The 24030-nt window shown below is 61.1% G+C and carries 30 protein-coding genes and 2 tRNA genes; 11 read left to right on the top strand and 21 right to left on the bottom strand.

The window, feature by feature from the left end:
* Positions 1-145: 145 nt before the first annotated feature.
* Positions 146-418: a DNA-binding protein HupB gene (gene hupB / locus LB523_RS10615; protein ID WP_027166452.1), complete on the top strand. Its 273-nt coding sequence runs from the start codon at positions 146-148 to the stop codon at positions 416-418.
* Between the two features lie 71 nt (positions 419-489).
* On the opposite strand, the gene LB523_RS10610 is transcribed toward hupB, so the two are convergent.
* Positions 490-1512 (bottom strand): aldo/keto reductase, encoded by a 1023-nt coding sequence (locus tag LB523_RS10610; RefSeq protein ID WP_224602603.1) that lies wholly within the window; start codon positions 1510-1512, stop codon positions 490-492.
* A gap of 185 nt (positions 1513-1697) precedes the next feature.
* On the opposite strand from LB523_RS10610, the gene LB523_RS10605 reads away from it, so the two are divergent.
* Entirely contained in the window at positions 1698-2264 is a 567-nt protein-coding gene (locus LB523_RS10605; RefSeq protein ID WP_224602601.1) for an SIS domain-containing protein, read from the top strand.
* 3 nt (positions 2265-2267) lie between these two features.
* The gene (locus tag LB523_RS10600; RefSeq protein WP_224602599.1) at positions 2268-3011 is read left to right on the top strand and encodes a creatininase family protein; all 744 of its coding nucleotides are present in this window, start codon (positions 2268-2270) and stop codon (positions 3009-3011) included.
* A 161-nt stretch (positions 3012-3172) separates the two neighbouring features.
* Here the strand turns inward: LB523_RS10600 and LB523_RS10595 are convergent, their stop codons facing one another.
* From LB523_RS10595 to LB523_RS10585, 3 genes are all read right to left on the bottom strand, one after another.
* Positions 3173-4090, bottom strand: coding sequence for a carbohydrate ABC transporter permease (locus LB523_RS10595; RefSeq protein ID WP_224602597.1), 918 nt, complete (start codon positions 4088-4090; stop codon positions 3173-3175).
* A gap of 8 nt (positions 4091-4098) precedes the next feature.
* Positions 4099-5214 carry a carbohydrate ABC transporter permease gene (locus LB523_RS10590; protein ID WP_224602596.1) on the bottom strand — a complete coding sequence of 372 codons (1116 nt, stop codon included), beginning with the start codon at positions 5212-5214 and terminating at the stop codon, positions 4099-4101.
* 194 nt (positions 5215-5408) lie between these two features.
* Positions 5409-7073, bottom strand: coding sequence for an ABC transporter substrate-binding protein (locus tag LB523_RS10585; protein ID WP_095765158.1), 1665 nt, complete (start codon positions 7071-7073; stop codon positions 5409-5411).
* A 280-nt stretch (positions 7074-7353) separates the two neighbouring features.
* On the opposite strand from LB523_RS10585, the gene LB523_RS10580 reads away from it, so the two are divergent.
* The 4 genes from LB523_RS10580 to LB523_RS10565 all read left to right on the top strand — a co-directional run bounded on the left by LB523_RS10580 (position 7354) and on the right by LB523_RS10565 (position 10049).
* Entirely contained in the window at positions 7354-8412 is a 1059-nt protein-coding gene (locus tag LB523_RS10580) for an ABC transporter ATP-binding protein (protein WP_140840238.1), read from the top strand.
* A 27-nt stretch (positions 8413-8439) separates the two neighbouring features.
* Positions 8440-8892, top strand: coding sequence for an RbsD/FucU family protein (locus LB523_RS10575; protein ID WP_224602595.1), 453 nt, complete (start codon positions 8440-8442; stop codon positions 8890-8892).
* Positions 8893-8896: 4 nt separating this feature from the next.
* Complete coding sequence (rbsK, locus tag LB523_RS10570) at positions 8897-9841, top strand: ribokinase (RefSeq protein ID WP_224602594.1); 945 nt, start codon at positions 8897-8899, stop codon at positions 9839-9841.
* 109 nt (positions 9842-9950) lie between these two features.
* Positions 9951-10049 (top strand): putative RiPP precursor, encoded by a 99-nt coding sequence (locus LB523_RS10565; protein ID WP_208648418.1) that lies wholly within the window; start codon positions 9951-9953, stop codon positions 10047-10049.
* A 16-nt stretch (positions 10050-10065) separates the two neighbouring features.
* Here the strand turns inward: LB523_RS10565 and LB523_RS10560 are convergent, their stop codons facing one another.
* Complete coding sequence (locus tag LB523_RS10560) at positions 10066-10269, bottom strand: hypothetical protein (RefSeq protein WP_224602593.1); 204 nt, start codon at positions 10267-10269, stop codon at positions 10066-10068.
* Positions 10270-10673: 404 nt separating this feature from the next.
* A complete protein-coding gene (locus LB523_RS10555; protein WP_224602592.1) occupies positions 10674-11255 on the bottom strand; it encodes a hypothetical protein in 582 nt (193 codons plus the stop codon).
* Between the two features lie 200 nt (positions 11256-11455).
* Here LB523_RS10555 and LB523_RS10550 point away from each other — a divergent pair, with 200 nt between their 5' ends.
* A complete protein-coding gene (locus tag LB523_RS10550) occupies positions 11456-11605 on the top strand; it encodes a hypothetical protein (protein WP_224602591.1) in 150 nt (49 codons plus the stop codon).
* 43 nt (positions 11606-11648) lie between these two features.
* Here the strand turns inward: LB523_RS10550 and LB523_RS10545 are convergent, their stop codons facing one another.
* Positions 11649-11957 carry a hypothetical protein gene (locus tag LB523_RS10545; protein ID WP_224602590.1) on the bottom strand — a complete coding sequence of 103 codons (309 nt, stop codon included), beginning with the start codon at positions 11955-11957 and terminating at the stop codon, positions 11649-11651.
* A 464-nt stretch (positions 11958-12421) separates the two neighbouring features.
* Between LB523_RS10545 and LB523_RS10540 the strand changes: the two genes are divergently transcribed.
* The gene (locus tag LB523_RS10540; protein ID WP_224602589.1) at positions 12422-12610 is read left to right on the top strand and encodes a hypothetical protein; all 189 of its coding nucleotides are present in this window, start codon (positions 12422-12424) and stop codon (positions 12608-12610) included.
* Between the two features lie 35 nt (positions 12611-12645).
* Here the strand turns inward: LB523_RS10540 and LB523_RS10535 are convergent, their stop codons facing one another.
* The 5 genes from LB523_RS10535 to LB523_RS10515 all read right to left on the bottom strand — a co-directional run bounded on the left by LB523_RS10535 (position 12646) and on the right by LB523_RS10515 (position 15347).
* Positions 12646-13344, bottom strand: a complete 699-nt coding sequence (locus tag LB523_RS10535) for a hypothetical protein (RefSeq protein ID WP_224602588.1) — start codon at positions 13342-13344, stop codon at positions 12646-12648.
* Positions 13345-13667: 323 nt separating this feature from the next.
* On the bottom strand, positions 13668-14273 hold the full coding sequence (locus LB523_RS10530) for a hypothetical protein (protein WP_224602587.1): 606 nt from the start codon (positions 14271-14273) through the stop codon (positions 13668-13670).
* 190 nt (positions 14274-14463) lie between these two features.
* Entirely contained in the window at positions 14464-14697 is a 234-nt protein-coding gene (locus LB523_RS10525) for a hypothetical protein (RefSeq protein ID WP_224602586.1), read from the bottom strand.
* A gap of 3 nt (positions 14698-14700) precedes the next feature.
* A complete protein-coding gene (locus tag LB523_RS10520) occupies positions 14701-14985 on the bottom strand; it encodes a hypothetical protein (RefSeq protein ID WP_224602585.1) in 285 nt (94 codons plus the stop codon).
* Positions 14985-15347, bottom strand: coding sequence for a hypothetical protein (locus LB523_RS10515; RefSeq protein ID WP_224602584.1), 363 nt, complete (start codon positions 15345-15347; stop codon positions 14985-14987). Before LB523_RS10515 ends, LB523_RS10520 begins: the two co-directional genes overlap by 1 nt.
* 618 nt (positions 15348-15965) lie before the next feature.
* Between LB523_RS10515 and LB523_RS10510 the strand changes: the two genes are divergently transcribed.
* A complete protein-coding gene (locus LB523_RS10510) occupies positions 15966-16895 on the top strand; it encodes a hypothetical protein (RefSeq protein ID WP_224602583.1) in 930 nt (309 codons plus the stop codon).
* Between the two features lie 152 nt (positions 16896-17047).
* Here the strand turns inward: LB523_RS10510 and LB523_RS10505 are convergent, their stop codons facing one another.
* The gene (locus tag LB523_RS10505) at positions 17048-17458 is read right to left on the bottom strand and encodes a hypothetical protein (RefSeq protein ID WP_224602581.1); all 411 of its coding nucleotides are present in this window, start codon (positions 17456-17458) and stop codon (positions 17048-17050) included.
* 107 nt (positions 17459-17565) lie between these two features.
* Positions 17566-17642: transfer RNA gene (locus LB523_RS10500), tRNA-Asp, on the bottom strand.
* A gap of 219 nt (positions 17643-17861) precedes the next feature.
* On the opposite strand from LB523_RS10500, the gene LB523_RS10495 reads away from it, so the two are divergent.
* Positions 17862-17937 (top strand) — tRNA-Val (locus tag LB523_RS10495).
* Between the two features lie 82 nt (positions 17938-18019).
* Here LB523_RS10495 and LB523_RS10490 read toward each other — a convergent pair.
* The 7 genes from LB523_RS10490 to LB523_RS10460 all read right to left on the bottom strand — a co-directional run bounded on the left by LB523_RS10490 (position 18020) and on the right by LB523_RS10460 (position 23944).
* Positions 18020-18562, bottom strand: coding sequence for a hypothetical protein (locus LB523_RS10490; RefSeq protein WP_095765589.1), 543 nt, complete (start codon positions 18560-18562; stop codon positions 18020-18022).
* Between the two features lie 129 nt (positions 18563-18691).
* Positions 18692-19447: an ABC transporter permease gene (locus tag LB523_RS10485; RefSeq protein ID WP_140840231.1), complete on the bottom strand. Its 756-nt coding sequence runs from the start codon at positions 19445-19447 to the stop codon at positions 18692-18694.
* A complete protein-coding gene (locus LB523_RS10480; protein WP_224602579.1) occupies positions 19444-20220 on the bottom strand; it encodes an ABC transporter ATP-binding protein in 777 nt (258 codons plus the stop codon). The genes LB523_RS10485 and LB523_RS10480 overlap by 4 nt, the downstream gene beginning before the upstream one ends.
* The gene (locus LB523_RS10475) at positions 20220-21272 is read right to left on the bottom strand and encodes an ABC transporter substrate-binding protein (RefSeq protein ID WP_224602577.1); all 1053 of its coding nucleotides are present in this window, start codon (positions 21270-21272) and stop codon (positions 20220-20222) included. Before LB523_RS10475 ends, LB523_RS10480 begins: the two co-directional genes overlap by 1 nt.
* A gap of 67 nt (positions 21273-21339) precedes the next feature.
* On the bottom strand, positions 21340-21774 hold the full coding sequence (locus tag LB523_RS10470; RefSeq protein ID WP_224602575.1) for a VOC family protein: 435 nt from the start codon (positions 21772-21774) through the stop codon (positions 21340-21342).
* Positions 21775-21776: 2 nt separating this feature from the next.
* Positions 21777-22511, bottom strand: a complete 735-nt coding sequence (locus LB523_RS10465; RefSeq protein WP_140840225.1) for a FadR/GntR family transcriptional regulator — start codon at positions 22509-22511, stop codon at positions 21777-21779.
* Positions 22508-23944 (bottom strand): FAD-binding oxidoreductase, encoded by a 1437-nt coding sequence (locus LB523_RS10460; protein WP_224602573.1) that lies wholly within the window; start codon positions 23942-23944, stop codon positions 22508-22510. The genes LB523_RS10465 and LB523_RS10460 overlap by 4 nt, the downstream gene beginning before the upstream one ends.
* Positions 23945-24030: the final 86 nt, after the last annotated feature.

Genomic DNA, 24030 nt, shown 5'->3' with positions numbered 1-24030 from the left:
CTTTTTTCGTGTGAAAAGCCACGAAAAAGTGGAAAAAAGCCCGGAATTCCGCGGTTTTCGGCTTGGGTTCCGGAGCGCTTCTTTCTAAAGTCCGTCTCCTGCCGGATGAGTCGTAGTTCCGGTTTTCTCATGGAAGGGAATTTTTATGAACAAGAACGAACTGGTGTCCGCCGTCGCCGACTCCGCAAGCATTTCGAAGGCTGATGCGCAGTCCGCTGTCGATGCGGTGTTCTCCGTGATCACGGGCGAACTGAAGAAGGGCGGCGATGTCCGGCTTGTCGGCTTCGGAAATTTCACCGTGTCAAAACGCGCTGCTTCGACCGGCCGCAACCCGCAGACCGGCGCGGAAGTGAAGATTCCGGCGCGTACCGTGCCGAAGTTCTCGGCCGGCAAGGGCCTCAAGGACGCGGTCAACTAAGACCTTTTTCTTTTAAGAACAGAAAAGCCGGGCAAGCCCGGCTTCTCTTTTTATGGCTGTTCGCAGGCCATTCAGGCCGTTGGCGCGTCGGCGCGCATCAGGCCTTCCTGTTTCAAATCCGCCCACAGCGCCGCCGGTATCTTGGTGTCGAGCAGCGCGCGGTTGCTTTCGACTTCGGATGGCCGCTGGCCGCCAGGAATCACCGACACCACCGAAGGATGCTGCAACGGGAACTGCAGCGCCGCCTCGATCAGGCGCACGTTGTGGCGCTTGCAGACGGCTTCGATGCGCGCCACGCGATCCAGGATCTCCTTCGGCGCCTCGCTGTAATTGTAGAAGGCTCCGGGCTTCGGGCCGGTCGCCAGCACGCCGGAATTGTAGGGGCCGCCCAGCACGATGCCGATGCCGCGCTTCTGGCAAAGCGGCAGGAAGGTGGCAAGCGCCTCCTGCTCGAGCAGCGTGTAGCGGCCGGCGAGCAGGAACAGGTCGAAATCGCCGCGTTCGGCGAGGGTCTGTGCCACCTGCCACTCGTTGATGCCGCCGCCAAAGGCCTTGATGACGCCCTGGTCGCGCAGCGAAAGCAGCCCGTAATAGCCGGACGACATGAACTCCTCGATGCGGGCATCGGAAGCTTCCTTACTGCCATGGGTAAAGATGTCGACGTCGTGGACGAAGAGGATGTCGATACGGTCGACCCCGAGGCGCTCCAGCGAGGCCTCGAAGGAGCGCATGACGCCATCATAGGAGTAGTCGTAGACTTCCCGGCGCGACGGCGTCTCGAAGAACTTGCCGATGCCGGTGCGCTGGTCCGGCGGGGCGACGCGCATGATGCGCCCGACCTTGCTCGACAGCACATAGTCGTCGCGCTTCCTGCCGCGCAGAAACGGGTTGAGGCGGGTTTCCGACAGGCCGAGGCCGTAAAGAGGTGCCGTATCATAGTAGCGACAGCCGGTCGCCCATGCCGCTTCCAAAGTGGCATTGGCGTCCTCGTCCGAGATGGCGCGATAGAGATTGCCGAGCGGCGCGGTGCCGAAGCCGAGCTCGGTGAAGGTGATGCCGCCATTGCCGATGCGGTCGAAGTGCCGTGTCTTCATGTCTGACGATGTCCCGGAGTGATTTGTCTGACATGACACTATCACGCTCGTGGCCCAGCAAAAGTGCCGAGGCTCGTTGGACAGCGATTTTCGTAATGGTAGCATGAACAAAAACAAGCCTTTCGTGGTCGCGAGCCGCAATTCCATAGAGGCAAGCGACGCCCCGGCAGGCAAGGTGAGCTGTCATGACCAAAGCCGCATCAGGGATGTTTGCGACCGCGCTGGACGAGCTTGGCGCGGTGCTGGCGCGCACGGATGAAGCTCGCATCGACGTCGCCTGCGAAATGCTTGCCGGCGCCGGCAGGATCGCTGCCTATGGCTGCGGCCGCGAGGCGCTTCAGGTGAAGGGCTTCGCCATGCGGCTCTACCATCTCGGCCTGCCGGTCTCGGTCGTCGGCGACATGACCACGCCGCCGCTCGGGCAGGGCGACGTCTTCCTGGCGAGCTCAGGTCCCGGCGAGACCGCCACGGTGCTGACCTTGATGCGGGTTGCCCGCGAGGCCGGCGCGAAGGTGCTGCTCTTGACGGCAGAACCGGAAAGGAGCGCCGCCAAACTCGCCGACTTCACGCTCGTCATCCCGGCGCAGACGATGGCCAGCGACCAGGGCGAGGCAAGAAGCTCGGTGCTGCCGATGGGCTCGCTGTTCGAAGGCGCGCTGTTTCTTCTGTTCGAAATCATGGTGCTGAAGCTTAAACGCCTGACCAACGCGACGCCGGAAGCGATGCGCGCCAGGCACACCAACATGGAGTAGGGGATGCGCTACGAGCTGATGCTGCCGTACCAGATCCGCAAGGCGATCGAGGAGAACTGGCCGGTGGTGCTGCCGCTCGGCGTGCTCGAATATCACGGCGAGCACATGGCGGTCGGCATGGACACGCTGGCGGTGATCAAGACGGTGGAACTGATCGAGAAGGAAAGGGACATCGTCATCCTGCCGCCCTTCTATTACGGCGCGGCAAGCTATGCGGTGGCGGCGCCGGAAGGCAGCGGCTCGGTGCAGGTCGGCGGCCCGGCGCTTTCGCCTTTCGCGGAGGAATTGTTCTATGGGCTGCTGCGCATCGGCTTCCGCAACATTCACGCCATCATTCATCATCAGACCGAGAATTTCGCGGCCGGCATGCCGACCGATCTCGCCTTCAAGACCGCCGGCCGGCAGGCAATCTTCCGCTTCCTCGAAAAGGAGCGCGGCGAGGGCTGGTGGGGCTCGAACGCGATGGCCGATTACTATGCCGGCCATGCGCAGGGTGAGAATGTCTTCAACTGGGTCCAGGTGCACCCGCTGATGCCGGCCGCGATGAACGGCAAATATCCGTTCGACCATGCTGGCATCGGCGAAACCTCGCTGATGCTGGCGCTATGCCCGGAAGCGGTGGACGAGAAGCATTTGGCCGACAACACCGGCTGGTACACGAAAAGTGCGGCGGAAGCCTCGGCGGGTCTCGGCAAGATCGGGGTCGCGATGATCCTCGACCATTTGCGGTCGATTCTGGTGCGATAGGCGCGGTTCTTCCTTCTCCTTGTGGGTGAAGCTGGATCGGCGCAGCGCCGGGACGGATGAGGGGTGTTCCAGCGGAGTGAGACGTCGGCTTTCCCTGGAACACCCCTCATCCGGCCGCTTCGCGGCCACCTTCCCCCACAAGGGGGGAAGGGGAAGTCATCCTACTTCACTGAGCCGGCCGTCATGCCCATGATCAGATAACGCTCGAGCGCGATGCCGATGATGGCCAGCGGCGCGATCGCGGCGGTGGCCAAGGCCGCCATCGACCACCAGTTGATGCCTTGCGAGCCGGTCTGGCTCGCCACCATGACGGGGATGGTCTTGGCATCGGCCGATGTCAAAAGCGCGGCGAAGAAATACTCGTTCCAGCACAGCACCATCGCCAGGATGAAGGCGGCGACCATGCCGGGCAACGCGATCGGCATGACGATGCGGAAAAAGGCGCCCCAGATCGACAGCCCGTCGACAAGGGCTGCCTCCTCCAATTCAACGGGTATCGAGTTGAACTGGTCGCGCATGATCCAGATGACGATCGGCAGCACCATTAGCGTGTAGAGGAGCACGAGCCCGATGCGCGTATCAAGGAGGGCCACTTCGCGGTAGAGCACCAGGAAGGGGAGCGCCAGAACGACCGGCGGCAGGATCAACTGCGACAGGAAGAAGAAGGAGATGTCCTCGTTCTTGAACCAGGCGAACTTGTAGCGGTAGCGGACAAGGCCATAGGCGGCGAGGCTGCCGATGATGATGGCGAGGCTCGATGCGCCGACCGAGGTGATGACCGAATTCATGAAGCGTTTGAGGAATTCGTCGCGCACGGTCGAAGTCTGGGAGATCGAATCCGGCGACAGGCCGAGCGAGCGCCAGCCCTTCCAGTCAGGCGTGAAGTCGACGAAGGGAATGAGATGACCTTGGGTGACGTCGACCGCCGATTTGAACGAGGTGGTGATCGTCCAATAGATCGGGAACAGGCAGACGAATGCCCAAAAGGCAAGCGCGCCATAGATGAAGACGCGGCTGGCGATGAAGGCCGCCGGCGAGCGGATTTCGGAAACGGTGTAGTCGGTGGTCTGGACGCTCATGATGCCGCTCAGTTGACGTTGCGCACGAAGCGACTGGCAAATTTCAGCAGCCAGGTCACGAACACGACGATGATGACCAGATAGGCCATGGCCAGCATGGTGCCGTAGCCGACATTCGAGCGGTCGCGGTATTCGCGATAGATGAAGCTCGACACGGAATCGGTGGCGCCGCCGGGGCCGCCTGAAGTCAGGGTGATGATGATGTCGGCAAGCTTCAGCTTGAAGATGATGCGCAGGATCACGGCTGTCACCGATACCGGCAGCATCAGCGGAAAGGTCACCTGCCAGAATGTTTGCCATGCGGTCGCGCCATCGACGCGGGCGGCTTCCAGCACCTCGCGCGACATCGCCTGCAGGCCGGCAAGCAGCATGATCATCATGAAGGGGATGAAGGTCCAGGCGTCGAGCATCATGATCGAGATGCGAGCAGTGATCGGATCGGAGAAGAAGGCGGGATTGTTCCAGCCAAGATGACGCGCCAGCGTCGCCGCCGGTCCGAACCGGTACTCCATCAGCGACTTGCCGACCATCCAGGATACCGCGACCGGCGACAGCATCAGCGGCAGCAGGAAGACGATGCGGAAGAATTTGCGGGCCCGGATCTGCGCATTGAGCAGGAGCGCCAGGCCGAAGGCGATGACATATTCGACCAGCACCGCAAGCACATAGAGCACCATGTTCAACAGCGCGTTGCGGTAATAGGGGTCGGCCAGCATCTGCCAGAAATTGTCGAGGCCGTTGAACCTGCGTCCGCTGAAAGAGCTGAGATTCCAGTCGGTCAGCGCGATGTAGAAGCCGAACAGCGTCGGGAAGATCACCATGGCGATGGTGAAGAGCAGGGCCGGCAAAAGGAACAGCGCTCGCTGCCCGTCCTCGCCGCGCGTCAGCACCTGCCAGGCGCCAAGCGCTGCGCCCCACAAGATGTAGGCGTAGACCACAGGGCGCCATGTGTCGAAACCGACCGTGGACATCTCGGTCTTGTAGAGGATCTGCACGACGATGATCGCCAGCAGGCCAAGGGTTGCAATGGCCAGCAGGCCCCAGCCGAGGCGCTTGCGGCCTGCCGGGATCAGGTCGGCCGGATGTGCCGGCCACGCATTCACGGTCGAAGTCTGTTCAGCCACGCCTCTCGCCTTCTAGAGCGCTTCACCGTTTCACGGAAACGGCGAACCGCTCCATCTCTTTGTTTTACGCAATTCCGGACGGAAAACCGCTCACACTTTTCCTGGAATTGCTCAAACGCATCAAACCGGCCGAGCCGGTAAAAATGCGGCCCGGTGACGATGTGCCACCGGGCCGCGACGTCTCATAAGCCAGCCTACATGCCGAGCGAGGCTTTGTAGAGCTTGATCTGGTTCTCGCGGCCGATCTGGTCGGTCAGCTTTTCCCAGGCCGCGGCGATGGCGTCGGCGCCTTCCTGCGCCTTCATCTTGCCGGCAAAGGTGTTGGCCAGGATGTCCTCGGCGGCGGAGTAGTACTGGAAGATGCCGGGGATGCGCGGCTCGATCGCAGCGTTCGGATGGTTGTAGGAATCGCCTTCCGATTTCAGGTAGGAGGTGATGAAGGCCTCGTCATAGCCGGCGGCCACCCATTCGGGAACGTTGAAATGGGAGTTGCGGTAGGGCTGGAAGCCCGACGGATACATCGCCGTCCAGATCGACAGGTCCTTGCCGCCGAGATGGGCGGCGGCCGACCATGCGGCCTTCTTCTTCTTCTCGTCGGAATCGACGCGAGCCATGACATAGACGCCCCAGCCGAGATAGGCGCAGTTCGGCGCATAGTTCGGCCCGCTGGCGAGCTTTTCCCATTTGCCGGTCTTGGAATTGTAGACGTCGTCGGAGCCGGGCAGGATCGAGAAGCCGGTGACATCGCCGATGACCGACGAGTCATTGGTCTTCACATTCGAGCCGACGTCGCCCCACCAGGGGATCATCGAGCCGGTGCCGGCTAGGAACTGCTGGAAGGCAGTGGTGTTCGGATCGGCATTGATCTGGTCGGCGGGTTCGGACGGCAGGGCGTCGATGACGTCCTGGATGGCGCGCACCCAGGCCGGGTTGTTGATGCGTGGCTTCATCGTGTCGGCGTCGAACAGCCAGGCCTTGTCGTCGGGGTGCTTGGCGTAAGCTGTGGCGCGGCTGCCGAGGAAATAGAAGCCGAAGCCGCCCCAGGGCTTGGGCGCGTCCAGATAGCCATAGATGTCCTGGCCCTTGAACTGCTTGCCCTTGAGGAACTTGGTGACGGCCTGCACTTCCTGCCAGGTCTTCGGCACGCCCCATTCGGTCGTGGCGCCGCTTTCCTTCCAGGCTTTCGCGAGATCGGCATCCGCGAACACGTCGGTGCGGTAGTTGAAATTGTGCGCGTCGCCGTCGATCGTCACGCGATACTGCTTGCCGTCCCAGGTGCCGACCGGCGGCTTCAGGTAGTTGACGAGGTCGTCGAAATCGATCTGCTTCTTGACCCAATCGGGCATCTCGGAGGTAAGGCCCTTGCCGCAGACATCGCCTTCGAAAGGCGCGCCCATCTCGATGATGTCGAAATCGACGGTCTTGGTTGCGATAGACTGCTGCAGACGGGCGTTGTAGTCGGCCTGAGCAAGGTCGATCCAGCTGATCTTGGCGCCCGTATAGGCCTCCCACGGCTTCAGGAAGCCGCGGAACAGCACGTTGTGGAGGTTCTGGTTGTTGAGGCCCATGAAGGTGAGCTCGACACCGGCAAACTCGCCTTCCTTGACATTGGCCTTGGTCGCTTCGAGGCAGAGCTCGCCGACCTTCTGGAAGTCGGCGTCCGTCGGCTGGCCTTTGCCGACGCCCGGGATCTGCAGGATTTTCGCGCGCAGACTGTCGTCGGCGGCCGCAGGCTTCGTCAGTGCTCCGAGCCCGGCGCCGGAGGCGGCGGCGATTGCGGCCATGCTGGCCGCACCCTTCAGCACATCGCGGCGGCTGGCGCCGGCGCGCATCAGTTTTTCATACAGATCGACTCTCATCTACAGGTTCCTCCCAGAACAACAATGCTTGAATTGAAGTGCCAATCTCTCAGACGTCGAAACGCCTCTCGGTTCTCCTCGATCATACCGGACGTGGGACCCCACCCTGCGTCGCCGGATCTCCGATTTCAGGATAACAGGCCTGCTCTCGGATTGGCACTCGCCACTATTCGCGTAATCGATTACCTTGTCAACAAGATTGGCTTTTTATCTATAAGATACCGACTTGCCGTTGCCGTTCGCAATGGCTAGCTTCACCGCAAACGATAAAGGGGAGACGATGGCTCAAGTCGCGATCAGCAGTGTGGCCAAGGCGTTCGGAACCGTCAAGGTCCTGCATGAGGTCAGCGTCGATATTGCCGACGGACAGTTCGTCGTGCTGGTCGGCCCGTCGGGATGCGGCAAGTCCACGCTGCTCAGGATGGTGGCCGGGCTTGAGACGGTTTCCGGCGGCACGATCTCGATCGGCGACCGGGTCGTCAACAACCTGCCGCCGGCGAAGCGCGACATCGCCATGGTGTTTCAGAACTACGCGCTTTACCCGCACAAGACGGTGGAGCAGAACATGGCGTTCGCGCTGAAGCTGCGCGGCACCGATCCGGCCGTCGTCGCCGAACGGGTGAAGCGTGCCGCCGACATCCTCGACCTCGCGCCTTATCTCAAGCGCTACCCGCGCCAGCTTTCGGGCGGCCAGCGCCAGCGCGTCGCCATGGGCCGCGCCATCGTGCGCAACCCGCAGGTGTTCCTGTTCGACGAGCCGCTTTCCAACCTCGACGCCAAGCTGCGCGTGCAGATGCGCACCGAGATCAAGGAGCTGCACCAGCGGCTGAAGACCACAACCATCTACGTCACCCACGACCAGATCGAGGCCATGACCATGGCCGACAAGATCGTGGTGATGCGCGACGGCCGCATCGAGCAGGTCGGCGCGCCGCTGGAGCTGTTCGACCGGCCGGCCAATCTGTTCGTCGCCGGCTTCATCGGCTCGCCGGCGATGAACCTGCTCAAGGGCACCGTTAAAAAGGGCGGGAAGCCCGTGGTCGACATTGCAGGCTCGGCGTTTCCGATGCCGACCAATATCGCCGCGGCGGACGGCCAGGCCGTCATTTATGGCGTGCGCCCCGAGCACCTGGAAATCCATCCCGACGGCGTAGCATCCACGATTTCGGTGGTCGAACCGACAGGCTCGGAGACGCTGGTGTTCGTACGGTTCGGCGAGGGCGAGATGGTGGCGCTATTCCGCGAGCGACACGACTTCAAGCCCGGTGACACGCTCAAGCTCAAGCCGCGTCTCGACCAGGTCCACCTCTTCGACGCCGCAACCGGCAAGCGTCTCTAACCGCACACAACCCTTCAAGAGGAAACCATGCTCAAAGGGATCAACCCGCTGCTCAATGCCGATGTGCTCCAGGCGCTGCGGGCGATGGGCCATGGCGACGACCTGATCATCGCCGACACCAATTTCCCGTCCGATTCCGTGGCCAGGCAGACGGTGCTCGGCAAGCTGTTGCGTATCGACGCGACGGCGGCGGAGGTGGTGAAGGCGGTGTTGTCGCTCTATCCGCTGGATACTTTCGTCGACGATGCGGCAGCGCGCATGGAGATCGTCGGCAAACCAAACGAAATCCCGCCGGTGCAGAGGGAGGTGCAGAAGGAGATCGACGCCGCCGAGGGCAAGCCCTGGCCGATGATCTCGATCGAGCGCTACGCCTTCTACGAGCGTTCCAAGAAAGCCTATTGCGTGATCCAGACCGGCGAGCGCCGCTTCTATGGCTGCTTTGCCTTCCGCAAGGGCGTCGTGCCGCCGGAGGCGGAGTAAGGACATGGCCACAGGCGAGCCCGTCATCATGAAGCCTGTCGTGATCCTGGGCGTGTTCGTCGCCGACACCGCCTATCGCGCTGACCGCCAGCCGCGCCTGGGCGAAACGATCCTCGGCAATTCCTTCAAGCTCGGCCCGGGCGGCAAGGGCTCGAACCAGGCCGTGGCGGCAGGCAAGCTCGGCGCCGACATCACTTTCCTGACCAGGCTCGGAGTCGATGCCTTTGCCGACATGGCGAAGCAGACCTGGAAGGACGCAGGTGTGAAAAGCGCCGTCATCGACACGCCGGACAGCTATACGGGCGCGGCCTACATCTTTGTCGAGGAAGGCAGCGGCAACAACGCCATCATCGTCAGCCCGGGCGCGGCGATGCTGATCTCGCCTGCCGACATCGAGGCGCATGCCGACCTGATCCGGTCCGCCGGCGTCTTCGTTACCCAGCTTGAACAGCCGATCGGCGCAGCATTGAAGGCGCTCGAGATCGCGCGCGGGGCAGGGGTGACGACCATCCTCAACCCCGCCCCCGCCGCCAGCCTGCCCGACAGCGTCTACGCGCTCTGCGACTATGTCACACCCAACGAGACGGAGGCCGAAGGGCTGACCGGCATCAAGGTTTCCTCGATCGACGACGCCCGCCGCGCCGCCGACGCGCTGCTGGCCAAGGGTGTCGGCGCAGTCATCGTGACGCTCGGCGAGAAGGGCGCTTTGCTCCACACCAAGAACAGTTCGGAGCATGTCGACGCGGTCAATGCCGGTCCGGTGATCGAGACGACGGGAGCGGGTGACGCGTTCAACGGCGGTCTCACGGCCGCCCTGGCAAAAGGCGTCGAGCCGCTGGAGGCCGTGCGCTTTGCCTGCGCGGTCGCCGGCATCTCGGTGACCCGCCCCGGCACTGCGCCTTCCATGCCGACATCGCAGGAGGTCGAGGCGCTGCTCGCCAGGGCCTGAGACCTCCCGCCTTCCATTTTTTGCGGCTTTTTAGCGGCCCCTTATTGCGGAACGCAACTGAGGCGAGCGCGTTCATCGTCCTGTCTGCGCGCCGATTTGGAACGGTAGGATGAAAAAGCCTTACGAAAAGCCCACGCTGGTAAAGCGCCAGAAGCTCACCGAACGGACGGCCCAGATCGTCGCTTCCGGGGTTGTGCTGGGCGAATGATTCCGAGGGGGCAGCGCTAAAGAATCCTGCTGGTCAGCTCCAGCATCGTCGTTGCGCCTTGCTCGCTGCCGGGCACATGCACGACACGAAGCACACGAAGGTCCCTGCTCGACTCTCCGACCGGTATCGACACGCTTTCGCCAACCCGCGGCAATTCCTGGAAGGCGAGCTCGTCGACATCCCTCTCATCGTCGATGGAAATCCGGCATCTCACAGCCATCTTGTCTCTCCCGTCTTTTCGCCCGTTGGCTGAACGGGACAAGATTGGAATGGTTCCGGGATCAAAAATCTTAGACGGCAAACCTGCTGCGGCATTCGCCTGGCGGCCCCTTCAACGCTTTGAATTGACGCCTGAAATTTGCCAACGTTGGATACCGACCAGCTCTGCGACGACGACAATCGGCCGGTCTTCTTCAGCCAGGAGGGCGCGGGCCTCGCCGAAGCGCAGTCGCGCCGCATTTTCGCAGGAGCAATCAATTCTCGGGAAGTGGCAACGGCCTGTCGCTCAAGGTCCGTAGGTAAGCGATCAGGTTTGCTCGCTGGTTCTCGTCTCGCAGGCCCGGGAAAATCATGTCTGTTCCAGGCAAAGCGAAAGCCGGGTTTGAGATGAAGGAATTGAGATCTTCAAAGGTCCATGTGCCGCCAGCTTCCTTCAGAGCCGACGAATACTGGACGTCGCTTTGTGCTGCTTTCGGTCTCCCTACCACGCCCCAGAGATTGACAAAGGCCCTTCGCGTTGGGGGGCGGACGCTCCACGTTGCGCTTCCCATCTGGATTGAGCTTGTAAGTCTGAATGAAGCGCTTTGCCTCACCGGCGTCGATAACGAAGCCGGTGATTGAGAGTTCGAGAGTATTTCCAACGGATATGTGCGATATTAGCTTACGCAGAAGATGCCCCAATGCATGCTTGAGCGGCCAGATTTGGTTGTTTTGCTCGCTGCTCTTTAAAACAAACCTTTCGCTGAAATTGCGCTTTCCAAGACTGATGTCGCCAGAAAGGTAAGCGGCGATCATTTCATCGGTCGGCACACCGGCCATCGTTGCCTGGCCGGCATAGGCGATGCTTACAAGCGCGTCCTTGGCCCGATAGAGGACTTGCTTCGTGGCTATTTCGTCGACAGGCTTAAGGGAACCCTTCTCCGAGATGAGTCTATCGCCCACTTGGACGACAATGCCGGTCGCCGCGAGAGTCAAAACAAGCGTCATTAAACTCCTGGCTCACCGTTTCGCTGCAGAACCAGCGTTCGCCCTACCAGGGCGCACGAGCTGAAGCCCGCCTGTACCGATAACGCGTCGGCGGTTATCGGTTGTCACCAACGCCGTGAAAACGCCTGCCCACGCCCCTTGTCTCCCGAGAGGAGCATAGGATTTAAGCGGGAGCTAAAGCAAGCCTAACCGGCAAAGGCGTGGACGATGGCAAAGCCAATGCCGGCAGCGAGGCCGGCACAGAGGCTTTCGGCCAGGCGGAGCGCCAAGGCGCCATAGCGGTCCCGCAAACGGTCTGGTGGGGTCTTCAGGATGCGAGCAAGATCATCAAGCGCGTGTTCCATGACTGAATCATAGATCGAACCGGATTCGCTGTGAATCCCCCTTTTGTTCTCATGTCGCTTTGTCTATCAGTGGCGTCTTTCTCTTCGGAGGGACGTAGGCGCTCACCAGCCTCACCGTATTGGCGTTGACGGTGACCGGCACACCCAGATTGACCGTCACTTTGCCCTCGTCGACGCGGGTGACATCGCCGATCAGCTCGATCGGCTGGCCGTGCTTCACCTTCGATGTCCGATCGACGATGGAATGCGGCTGGTTGTAGGATGGGATCGATACGCTCACGCGATCCTCAGCCACCCGTCTGCGCACGGTCGCGGTGATGGCGACCTCATCGCCAATATTGAAAGAGCCCTTCGCCATAAGGGATGAGTCTGGGGCGTGCAGCGGCTTAGTCAAGCCGTCGCTAATGGAACGTAAATGTTCTGCTTTCGTTCTTGGCGAGTGTCAGGAGGTGTCCTATATCGGCGGCGGATGGGGCGACCTCTTTGGAGATCGCGATGGGCAACAAGTTTCCGTTCGTTGAAGACACGCTTGGCAAGAAGCTCCAGGCCGGCACTGGCCTCTCGGTCTATTGTCTCACATGCAGGCGGACGCGGCGCTGCTCGATGTCGCTGAACTGGTTAAACGGCTAGGCCCGGATCACGGCTGCCTTCATTGGGATTTGGTGAAGGTGATCTATTGCCATGAGTGCCGCGCCGCCGGCCGAGATGACAGGAACCTGCAATTCACGAACCATGCAGTGACGCCGGGGCAGCGGAAGAACCTACAGGAATCACCTCGGAGCTGATATGATGACCCCTCGGCAACCCAAAAGGAAAAAGAACATGCGTTACCCCGTCCATTATTTTCAAGCAGGCCGCGTCGAGTGGAGCGATATCAACATCGACGATCTTGGCCTCGCCAAGGAAGCGGCAATTGCAGCCGTTTCTAATGGCGACGCGGAGCGAGCGGAAGTTAGAGACGAATCTGATCAGCTTCTTTTTCAAGTCCCAAGAACGCTCCGCCGCGCCTGAGCCGAGAGCCTTACGTGCGTAGACCGCGCTGGCGATCAATCGGCCGACCGCAAGGACGGCCCGTCGCGATAGGCCTGGTCGAGCCAGATCAGCCGTGTGGCCAACTCCTCTAAGTACGGTTTGGCTCCCACCAAATCCATCAACACCGCACGCGCAAGTTCACGGTCAGAATCCGTGACGCCAAAGTTCAGACGACCGCCAGCCGAATCCGCGATTTCCAATGCTACGGAGTCAGACTTCGCTACAAGTTCTTCGTAGATCGTGAAAAGCCGGTGGCCAAAAAGATCGGTCGCTTCGATGAGCGCCCGCCTTTTGAGGATGTTTTGCAAGGCAAAAGCTCGCGTGGCTACTTCGAAGCTATCGTTCATATCCAGTTCGCCTATGGCTTCCTCGATCGTGTTGCGCAGCTTGAGCCGATCGACATCATCAACCCATATTCGAATGTCCAGGGCAGCGGGAAACGTAGCCCTTTCCGCTCTAAGTTGATCAGCACGTAGACTCAGGCCAACGAGCTGTCTGTGGCGATCCTCTTGCGCCTCGTCAGTTTGCTGCATTTGGCGGATGGTCATCACTGCGGCCGCGACAGCCGCCACGCCGGTAATCAGCGTAGACCACCTATAGAGCCAATCAGTGATGGGATCGCCTTCCGAACCGAACATCATAACCATCACGACAGTAAAGATTGGCAGGGCAACACCAATGAAAGCAAGTCGTCCGCTATAGTCAGGCCTCATGATCCCCTCCTTAGCGCACGGGAAGCACTAGATCGCCATAGTAGCGCTTGCCACCATCCCGCGCATATTGCGCCGCTGATAGCGCCAGACCACGCTGGCGAGCATCGCAAGGGCCGATTGCGGCGATGTAGAGCGGGACGATCATTTACGCAGGTCGGGTGAGCGCGGCTTGATGAAACCCCTTCTCTCCAAATCACCCTGATCTTCTATGGAGGATCGATAAGCCTGCCTTCTAATTTCCTCAGCATGCTTTGGATTTAGCTGCTCTGCTATTTGCATCTGATGCAAGAGCGAATAGTCGGTAAAGGCGGTCGGAAGCCTCGTCAAAAACATAGACAAAAGAGAAAAAAACCGCAGATAGCGACATAGAATACAACGATCTTGCTGTATACACCAATGGACGACTGTTGCCAGATGCTATAGATCAATGCAGCATTAAATCCTATAATCACGAGGGCAAGACCGAAGGCAACGACAATCATAAAGTAGGCGAGAAAATTCTCAAGACGCCTATGCAAGTCAGTAAATAGAAGATGATGCATATTAAGTGGTAAATATTTCCCTATTGAAGCATCGCTTAATAGTGCCGCACGCATAACATTGGACATCCCGAGGGGGAAGACCTTTCCAATTAAGTGGCCAATTGCACCCTCAAGGATGGACACATTGCCTTGTAGGATCGAAATGTACAATGCCATAGTGGCGTTTGTTGCGAGGAGAAATTCAGGCACTCCGGGGGAGTCCTTAATCGATATTCCGAGCACGCTCACATCTGCGCCAACCTTGAAATACGTAGCCAGGAGGAAAACCGATAGGGAGAGGTTGACGACAGAAACCCTGCTACTGTTGGCCTTTATCTGGTCTCTTCTAGCGACCAAAAGATCCAGAATGCTGCGATCGATCTTCGGTTGATCCTCATCGTCGATCAAGCTGAGATCAAGACTGACGATCTGTTGCGGACTCAACCACCGCCTTGGATATCGTAAGCGATCACGCCTACGCTCGCGCAGATTGAATGCTGCCCGAACGAATGGGAAAGCCAGCCAGAATTTTAATCGGGCCGCGGCCTTGTCGAGGAGGGAAAGCCTGCTTCGTAACCGATGCTTCAATAGGGTGTCTCTAATCTTCCCGCCCAAGGTAGGCTTTCACAAAGCCGTCATCCCTGTGCTTGACGCCTTCCCGAGCTGTGTGGTGCCATTTGATCTCCCACCGACCGGTGCGCTCAAGACCTTCCATGACGCGCACCCGATCAGCGGCCAACGGGAGTTTATTGATCAAATCGTTGACGGCAGTCAGTCCCCCCTTTCGGCCGCCATACTTCCGATACGTTCGCAGGTAGACGTCATCGGCCATTGCTCAATGCTCCGGCGCTGGCGGCGGGGGAAGCGTGGGCGCCGAAATCGCTGCTGTATTGGCGCCGCTCGGCTGTCTATACTTCTGGACGACGGCAACGCTTCTGGCACCGTCGCCCTCAATCCTCGTGTTGTTCGATGCTGGATTGTAGGGATTGACCGTCTGCAGGAGTTGGTTCTGGTTGTTGGCGTCGCCAGAGGCCAATGTCATTGTGTCGTAGTTGTTCAGGTAATCGGCTGCGCAGCCGTTCAAGGCCAGTAGCGCCAAGGCGCAAAGCAGTTTCCTCATCAGCACGTCCCCTCAAAAACCTGGCCCTTGCGAGCGCGCAGATAGCAGAGACGCTTCCCGGTAGCTCCTTCGAACGCGGAATGTTGTTCGATGGCCAAGAGCAAGACAGGCGCCGGGCTCATGAGACTTGCCCGCTGCGCAGTGTCCCACATGACATCGCTGAAGTTGGAAACGACGGAATCTACGCCGATGAGAACTTTGGTGCCGACGCCCTCAGCCCGCACTTCTACGCTCTCAATCCCGTAACCGACTTTCAAGTAAGCCAGCTCGCTCTCGATTTGAAACTGCAAAACGTCATCGTTGGCCGATGCCAGTCTCGGCACCAAGCATGCGGCAAAAGCCAATGCTGTTCGAAACAACATTTCCCGATCCCCCCGGATCAACTATCGAGAACGTATCATCTCTTAGCCCGTGCTGAAAAGCGGCCTTGCACAAGAAATACTTCCCCTAGGAAGGGGAGCATTCTTGACGATTTTTGCAAATCAGCGCAGCGTGTCCGTGGGCTTGAACACCCGGACTAGGACTGTGCCCGCATAGTGACCTTTGGCGAGGTCGTTCTTCCTTTGGCGAGGAAGAGCGGGCGAGAGTGTGCAGGTTTCCTGCGCACAACGGACGCGCTTGGCGGCGCGGCTCCGACCGGCCGAATATGGCCGGGAGCTAAGCCGCTGTCCAGTGGGGGAAACCCCTAAAAAGCTTAGGCCTGTCGTCCTGGCAGGTGTTCAACTCCCGGCTTCGGCGCCGACCGCCGAATATAGCTGCAGGGGTTTGCAGCCCGGCCTTGAACAGCCGGTAAAACCAGGGGACCGATAAACATGACTTCTTGGGCAATGACTCGCGCACTGGCTGCGCTCACAACCTCTTTTGGCAAGGTTGTAGCTTATCCACAGGATCTACTTCAGATAGCCTTCTTTCGTAAACTGCGACTGTTCTCGCATGCGCTTGCGGAAAACACATCCGAACGGTTTGCACAGGAGAGTTTCATGAACCAGCATGTCGATCGTCGCGCAATTCTTGCATCCTCGGCTGCAGCTACGGCTGCGTTGGCGACCGCTGCAGCGGCTTCGCGTCTGGCTCCTGCAGAGGAGACGAACGACGCAGAGTGGCAAGGGCATCCTGACGCCGAATTGTTCCGGCTCGACAAAGAGTTGGATGTCGCGCATGCGCGGCTGAAGAAAATCGAACGATCCCAGGCGCGCAAAAGTAAGAAAGCCGAGAAGGACGCCGGGCCGCGTCCGCTTCATCCGATGGACTGGAAGGCACCACAAATGCCAGAAGACCTCTCGGAAATGAACCGTGCAGCACTGGATAAGGCTACGGTCGCAGACGTGAAGGACGGCAAGTGGCCGCGCCCAGCTCCGGTGGAGGCATGGCAAGAGAAGGTGGACCAGCAGCGCGTCTTGGTGAAGGCCGAATGGGACGCATACCGCGAGAGGCACGACGAGCAGCTTCGTTTCCTCGGCTATGACGCTGGCGAGAAAGAGTTCGAGGCCGCCTGTGCCGAAGAATGGGAGAGGGGAATGAGGATCTTCGCCGTCCCGGCTTATACCATTGACGGCATGATGGTGAAGCTGAGGGCGGGCGAGAGGCTTCGGCTTCAGGATTATGCCAACGCAAACGACGCGCACGCTTCAGTAGCGGAAGACGTTCGGCGCCTTGCGAACCGAGAGCCCCCGGCGGAGACCGCCGGTGAGAGTGATGAGGATTTTTCCGTGTTGGCGGCTGGCGAATGGGAGCCTCTTTCGGGAGACCTCTACCGAGAGTTGGCGGGGGGGCTTCCAACAAACGAAGAGTGGCATAACTGCCTGATAACGATCCGTCTGGCAGCATCCAGTTTGAGGCAGTCCAAGCCCGAGTTAATCGAAACGGTCGCCGCGATGGACAAGGGAAAAAGTCGGAGGGCGGATCGCTAGCTGTATGTTACGGTGACGGGCTAATTGGAGTGCGCGATCGTCTGAGAAACATGGCCGACTTACTTGAACTCTCGCTTGCGCGCTATATGGTCGCCGCCGCGAACAACGTCTGAGCGCCTCCGTATGCAAGGCCCGGCTGCTCGGCGGCCGGGCTATCTGTCATAGTCATCGTGGGGAGGATCTGGGTAATCGGCGGCTGATTTTAGGATCAGCCCCTTTTCTTTCATCGCTTGCACGAAAGGCGGAGCGTCGCCGGTCAGATGGCTGCCGTCATCACGCTTTATGCCGTCGAAGTCGCGAGCCCAAATTTCTTGCCCGGTTTGCCTCGTGACTTCTTCAAGTACCTTCTGACCGACGCCCTGCCTCTTATAGTCTGGATTGATGTCGGCCAACGTCATGAGAAGGCCATCACCCTCGGGACTATGATCAAATTCGAACGTGCCGACTTGTTGGTCGCTTCCGTTCACCTTCGCATAGATCGCGACTCGCTCGCCCATGTCGTCGAAGACGATAAGGACCTGCTTGCCTTGCTTAGTGGTGAAAGGGACTTTTATATCGGCCACGCTACCTCCGCCAGTGAGATCGCTTACATGGTGCTTACATGGACGGACAGTCCCGCCCAGGCTTCGCTCAGAAATTGGAAAAAACACATAGATTTCAGGAAGTTAAATGGCGCGAGTGACGGGGCTCGAACCCGCGACCTCCGGCGTGACAGGCCGGCACTCTAACCGACTGAGCTACACCCGCGCACTTGACGAGCACGTGTCAGGCGTGTTCGTCGTTGGGGCGGTGGATAAGGGGTTCGCCTGCGGGTGTCAAGCGCGGCATTCAAGCATTATAGCAATCAGGAGAAGGTTTTTTGACAGCGGCGCCGAGGCTGGCGAAATCCGCGCCCCGACGGGTGCGCCGTCTGTTCATTTAGCCTTGCGAATACGGCCCTAACTGCTTAAAGGTCCGCGCTCAAGCGGGCGATTAGCTCAGTTGGTAGAGCGCTTCGTTTACACCGAAGATGTCGGCGGTTCGAGCCCGTCATCGCCCACCAGCCTGCCGGACAAGCTGAAGCAGAATGCGGCGACGGCCCTTGCTTGGGCCGCCACCTTATTGCGCGCCGGGTTCAGGCACGGCTACTGCCTGACGTAGCAGCGCTTGTGAGCGCCAGGAGCGGGGTCATCGCCGAAGGCGTCGTTGCCGCATCTGACGCCGTTCCTGAAAACATCCTGCGTGTACTGGCCGCGTGCGCCGTATCTGACCATCGCGCGGCCGCTGAAATCGCAGAACTCACCCTCCCTGGCGCAGGCGACCCATTCGCCACGGTAGGGGCGTGAGCCGTAATCGTCGTCCCCGTAGTCGTCGTCATCGCCATAGCCGCCGCCACCTCGCGCCACGAAATAACAGGCCTTTTCGCGGCCGGGAGCAGGGTCGCCAAACAGGCGGTTCGAGCAGGGCACAGCCCGACGGTCGAAAAACCGTGCGGTGGTTCGGCCTCGGGCGCCGTAGATCACCTGGGTGGGGTAGGGCAAGCGGCATATGCCGCCTTCATTGGCGCATCGCCGCAGTTGCTGCGCCGAGGCGGAGGCGGGGAAAAGGGCGGACGCCACGGCGACCAGCCCGGCCAGACATATGAAGGCCAGCATCGTTCGGATCGAGACGTGAAAAGCTTTTGACACGAATTGTCTCCCGGTTTGGTTGCACGCCGGCATCCTACCGCAGGCCGAATAAATGCGCGATGAATGCCTGCTCGGGAGGATGTTCCTATCTCGATGCGTGAGCACACGGCGCGGGGGCCGCCGTCTTGCTCAATATTTGATGATTCGCCGCTCGATCAGGACGACGAGGCAAAACAACGCGATCGACAGCGACGACGACAGCACGATCGCCGCATAAAGCCGATCGGACTGATAGTTGAAGGTCGCCTGAATGATCAGCGCGCCGAGCCCTTTGTCCGAGCCGATCCACTCGCCGACGATGGCGCCGATCACGGCGGTGGCCGACGCGATCCTCAGCGAAGAGAACAGCATCGGCAGGGCACGGGGCAGACGCAGGCTCCAGAAAATCTCCGAGTGTGTCGCTGACAGCACGCGGAACAGCTCGTGCTCGTTGTCGCTCGCCGAATCGAGGCCGCGGATCATGTTCACCAGCGTCGGGAAGAAGCAGATTACCGCGGCAATCACGATCTTCGGCGTCATGCCGAGTCCGAAGATCAGGATGATGATCGGCGACAGCGCCAGGATCGGAATGGTGTTGAAGAAGAGCACGATCGGGAAATAGGCGGCTTGCAGGACGCGGCTGTGGACGAAGAGCACGGCGAGCAGCACGGCGGCGAAATTGCCGATGACGAAGCCGGCCAGCGCCTCGATCAGCGTCGGCCTCAGATTGTCGATGAGGAGCGCAAAATTCTTTTGGAACACGCCGAAGATCGCTGTCGGCGTCGGCACGATATAGGCCGGCACGCCGAGCAACGGCAAAAGATATTGCCAGGCAAGCAGGATCGAAGCCGCGCCCAGGATGGGAAGCGCGACCGTCATTTGCGGGGAGAGCGGCGCCTGTCTCACGATGCGCGCTCCAGCGCGACGCGCAGGTCCGCCATGGCGGCGACGATCGCCGGATCCTCGCGCTTGCAGCGGTTGCCCTCCCGCTTGAAGGGCCGCATGTCGAGGTCCTTGACGACGCGCCCAGGATTGGCGGCCAGCACGATGACGCGCTCGCCGAGATAGGCGGCTTCGGCGATCGAATGCGTGACAAAAAGAATAGTCGTGCCGCTGCGCCGCCAAAGCGCCAGCAGTTCGTCGTTCAACCGGTCGCGCGTGATCTCGTCGAGCGCGCCGAAGGGTTCGTCCATCAAAAGCAACTTGGGCTCACCGAGCAAGGCACGCGCGATCGCCACGCGTTGGCGCTGGCCGCCGGAGAGCTGATGCGGCAGGCGCTCACTGAGGCCGCCGAGCCCCATCAATTCCAGCAGTTCCGTGCTGCGATCCTCGATCTTGCGCGTCAGGCTGCCCTGACCGACGCCGAGCGGCAGGCGCACATTGTCGCGCACCGTGCGCCAGGGAAGGAGGGTCGAATCCTGGAACACGAAGCCGACATCGCGGCGCGAGCGCACCGTATGCGGCGTTTCGCCCAGCACGCTGATCGAGCCGCCAAGCGGGTCGAGCAGGTCGGCCACCACTCTGAGCAAGGTCGACTTGCCGCAGCCGGACGGCCCCAGGATCGACAGGAAGGAACCGGCCGCGACGGTGAGGTCGAGGCCGGCGAGCACTTTGACGGCTGTCTGCCGGCCGCCGCCATAGCCGACATCCAGCTGTCGCGCTTCGATCGCGTCCGGCATCACGCGGCGGGCGCGTCGAGCTTGGGCCGGTCGGCGGCCGAGAGTTCGAGTATCTTGGTGGTGTAGACATCGGCGGTCGCCGGGCGGCCGTTCGGATATTGGCCAACCTTGTCGAGCAGCGCCAATTGCTCCTCGATCGAGGCCGGGTCGAACGTACCCCAGCCATCCTTGGCGGTTGCGCCGTCGAAGGAGAGTTTCAGCACCAGATTGACGGTCTTTTCCTCCCAGCCGAGATCCATTTCGGGATAAGCGGCGACCATCTTCTTGACCGCCTCCTGCGGGTTGGCGTGGACCCAGCCCCAGCCTTTGCCGACGGCGCCGATGAACTTCGCCAGCGTCTCAGGATCCTTTTCGATTGCCGCGTCGGTCGCGAAATAGACATCGGCGTAGGAGCTCAGCCCGAGGTCACGCGTCAAGAGGTCGATGCGGTCGTCGCCGACGACGCTGAGCGCCTGCGTGTTGGTAATCCAGCCGCCGATCGCGTCGACATCGCCGCGAACCAGCGGCGCCTTGTCGAAGCCGACATTGACGATGGTCACCTCCGACGGATCGATGCCGTTCTTGGCCAGGATCTCGTCGATGACGAAGCGCGCCGTCGGCTGGATGCCGATCTTCTGGCCCTTGAGATCGGCGACGCCGCGAATCGGTTTTGCGGGCTTGGACGTCAATGCATAAGGACCGGTGCGGAAGCCGCAGGCGATGATCCTGATCGGCACGCCGCTGGCGCGGGCCGAATAGAGCTGCGGCGTTTCCGAGAACTGGCCAAGCTGCGCGGCGCCCGAGATCACCGGCGGCACGGTCGACGCATTCGGACCGCCGGGGCTGAACTCGACCTCGAGCCCGGCGTCCTTGAAGTAGCCATTGGCGACGGCCGCGATGTCGCCGATCTGGCCGTTGGACATCAGCCAGTCATACTGGATGACGACCTTGCCGGCGGCCTTGGCGCCGGGCGTCAGCACCAGCTGCATGCCGGCAGATACGGCCGCCACGGCAGCCATGCCGCCTTTCACGAAAGCGCGGCGATTCAATTCGAAGTCCCTGTTCCCACTCATTTTTCGCTCCTGTTGCAGACTTTTCTCGTCTCTTCTCCAGGCGCCGTTCCCTTCGGCTCGGCGTCGTCTACGGCTGTTCGTCGTGGTAGTCGCCAGGGCCGCCGTCGAGCCAGGCGTAAAGCTCCCAAAGCGTGTCGTCCGGGTCCGTGAAATAGGCGCAGCGCGCGTTCCAGACGTAGTTTTCGGGCGGGCCGTAGAAGGGCACGCCCTTGGCGCTGAGTTCGCCATACAGCCGGTCGATATCGGCCGGCGTGTCGAGCTGCACGGCGACGCAGACCTTGTGCGCATGGCGCGGCGATCTCAGGTTGGACACGCCCGTATGCCGGTTGATGTGGTCGAGCTCCCAAGCGGCGAGCGTCACGCCCTCGCCATGGAAATCGGCAAAGCCTTCAGCGCGGCGGCGCAGGCGGAAGCCGAGCTTTTCAACGTAGAACTCGACCGTCCTTTCGATGTTTTCGACCAGCAGGCAGACATCGGAGATGCGGGTGACGCTCGCCGGCATGGCTATTTCGCTCCGTTGGCTTTCGAGAGCGGCAGCTTGACGCCGACGCGGTTGGCGGCGCCGACGATGTGCGCCCGCATCGCCGCTTCCGCCGCCGCCGGATCGCCCGCCACCAGAGCCTCATAGATACGCACATGCTCGCCGACATTGATCTCGACGAGATCGTGCAGCGGATTGGTCATGCGCGCGTAGTGGATCGAGTGGCGGATCTGCTCGCAGACGAACGAGATGAAGGTGTGGATGTAGCTGTTGCCGGTGGCGCGCGCGATCTCACGGTGGAAGAGCAGATCGGCGTCGATGCTGCCTTCTTCCCAACGCTCCTCGCCGCCCATGCGGTCGAGCGCAGCCTTGATCGAATCGAGATGGCCCTGATTGCGCCGCGCCGCGGCAAGCGCTGCCGATTCGGCCTCGAGGATGCAGCGCAGCTCGAACAGCCGCTCCATGTTGTGCGTGTCCTTGAGCGCCTCGCGGTCGATGCGGATCGCCGCTCGCTGCTCGGGCGCCAGCACGAAAGCGCCGATGCCTTGCCGCGCCTCGATCATGCCGTCGGCCCTGAGCTGGGCGATCGCCTCACGCACCACGTTGCGGCTGACGCCGAATTTTTCGGACAGTTCCTGCTCGGTCGGCAGGCGCGCGCCGGGGTTCAATTCGCCGGACTCGATCTCGCGGCTGAGGAAGGCCGCGACCCGATGCGGCAATGTCTCGACGGTGCCGATGGCGGCCAGTCTCTGCTTCATGGAAAAGTCTCCGTCGCGGGCAACAGACAGCCGGGATTCATCAGGCCCTTGGGGTCGAGGGCATTCTTCAGCGCCGCGACCATGCGGCGATGCGTCGGCGATAGTCCGGCCCAGAACTCCTTGCGGCGGCTGCGGCCGATGCCGTGCTCCGCGCTGATCGAGCCGCCGAGGCCGGCGGCGATTTCATAGAGCCCGGCGACGACCTCGGCACCACGCGCACGAGCCTCGTGCTCGGCAAGTTCGGCCGGCGGCAGCACGTTGAAATGGATGTTGCCGTCGCCGGCGTGGCCGTAGGCGAGGGGAATCCAGCCGGGATGATCGTTTGCGACGAAGCGGCGGGCCTGCTTGATCAGGGCCGGGATATCGGAAATCTTCACCGACAGATCGGTGCGCACATGATAGCCGCGCTTGGCCTGGCCTTCGACCAGGCCTTCGCGGATCGCCCAAAATCTCCTGGCCTGCGCGGTGCTCGCGGCGAGAACCGCGTCGGTCACAAGGCCGCTCTCCACCGCATCGCCGAGGAACCCGGCCAGCAGGCCGTTGAGATCGATGGCGGCGCTGGACGACAATTCGATCAGCACCTGGACGGGTGCCGGGACCGGCGCTCTCGTCGTGGGGTCGACCAGCCGGGCAAGCTCGATGCATTCGGCGCCGATGATCTCGAAAGCGGAGATCAGGTCCGAACAGTCGCGGCGTGCCCGGTTGAAGAGCGTGACGGCCGCTTCGAACGAGGCCAGGCCGAGATAGGCGGTCTCTGTCTTGGCCGGCTTCGGAAACAGCTTGACCTCGACACCGGTGATGATCCCCAGCGTGCCTTCCGAGCCGATGAAAAGCTGCTTCAAATCATAGCCGCTGTTGTTCTTGCGCAGACCGGAGAAGCCGTTCCACAGCTCGCTATCCGCCAGCACCACTTCGAGGCCCAGGATCAGGTCGCGCGCCATGCCGTAGCGCAGCACGTTGACGCCGCCGGCGTTGGTGGCCGCATTGCCGCCGATCTGGCAGCTGCCTTGCGCACCGAGCGCGAGCGGGAAAAGGCAATCCCGCGCCTCGCAGGCGTCCTTGATCGTCTGCAGCACGCAGCCTGCATCAGCACGCAGCGTGAAATTATCCGCATCGATCTGCCGGATGGCGTTCAGCCGCTCCAGGCTTAAGACAACCAGGCCGCCGCCTTTGCTGTCGATCGCGCCTGACACCAGGCCGGTGTTGCCGCCCTGTGGAACGACGCCGAGTCCGAGCTCATTGCACAGGCGCATCAGCGCCTGCACCTCGGCTACCGAACCAGGTCGCAGCACGGCAAGAGCGTCACCCTGATAGTCGCCCGCCCAGTCGCCCAGATATTTCGCCATTCCAGCCGGCTCGACGGCAATGCCGTTTCGGCCGACGGCACCTTCCATGGCGCTGAGGATTTCCGGCGAGAGGCGATGAACGGTCATCAAGGTTCATGTCTGGATATCGGGTGATACATATCATCCTACAACTTGCTTCGAGTCAATCGCTCCCCCGTTCGGCTAGGCCCTGC

The sequence above is a fragment of the Mesorhizobium sp. ESP-6-4 genome (assembly GCF_020164735.1).
In the GTDB taxonomy this organism is placed as follows: domain Bacteria; phylum Pseudomonadota; class Alphaproteobacteria; order Rhizobiales; family Rhizobiaceae; genus Mesorhizobium.
This window is presented reverse-complemented; position numbering and strand designations above follow the sequence as displayed.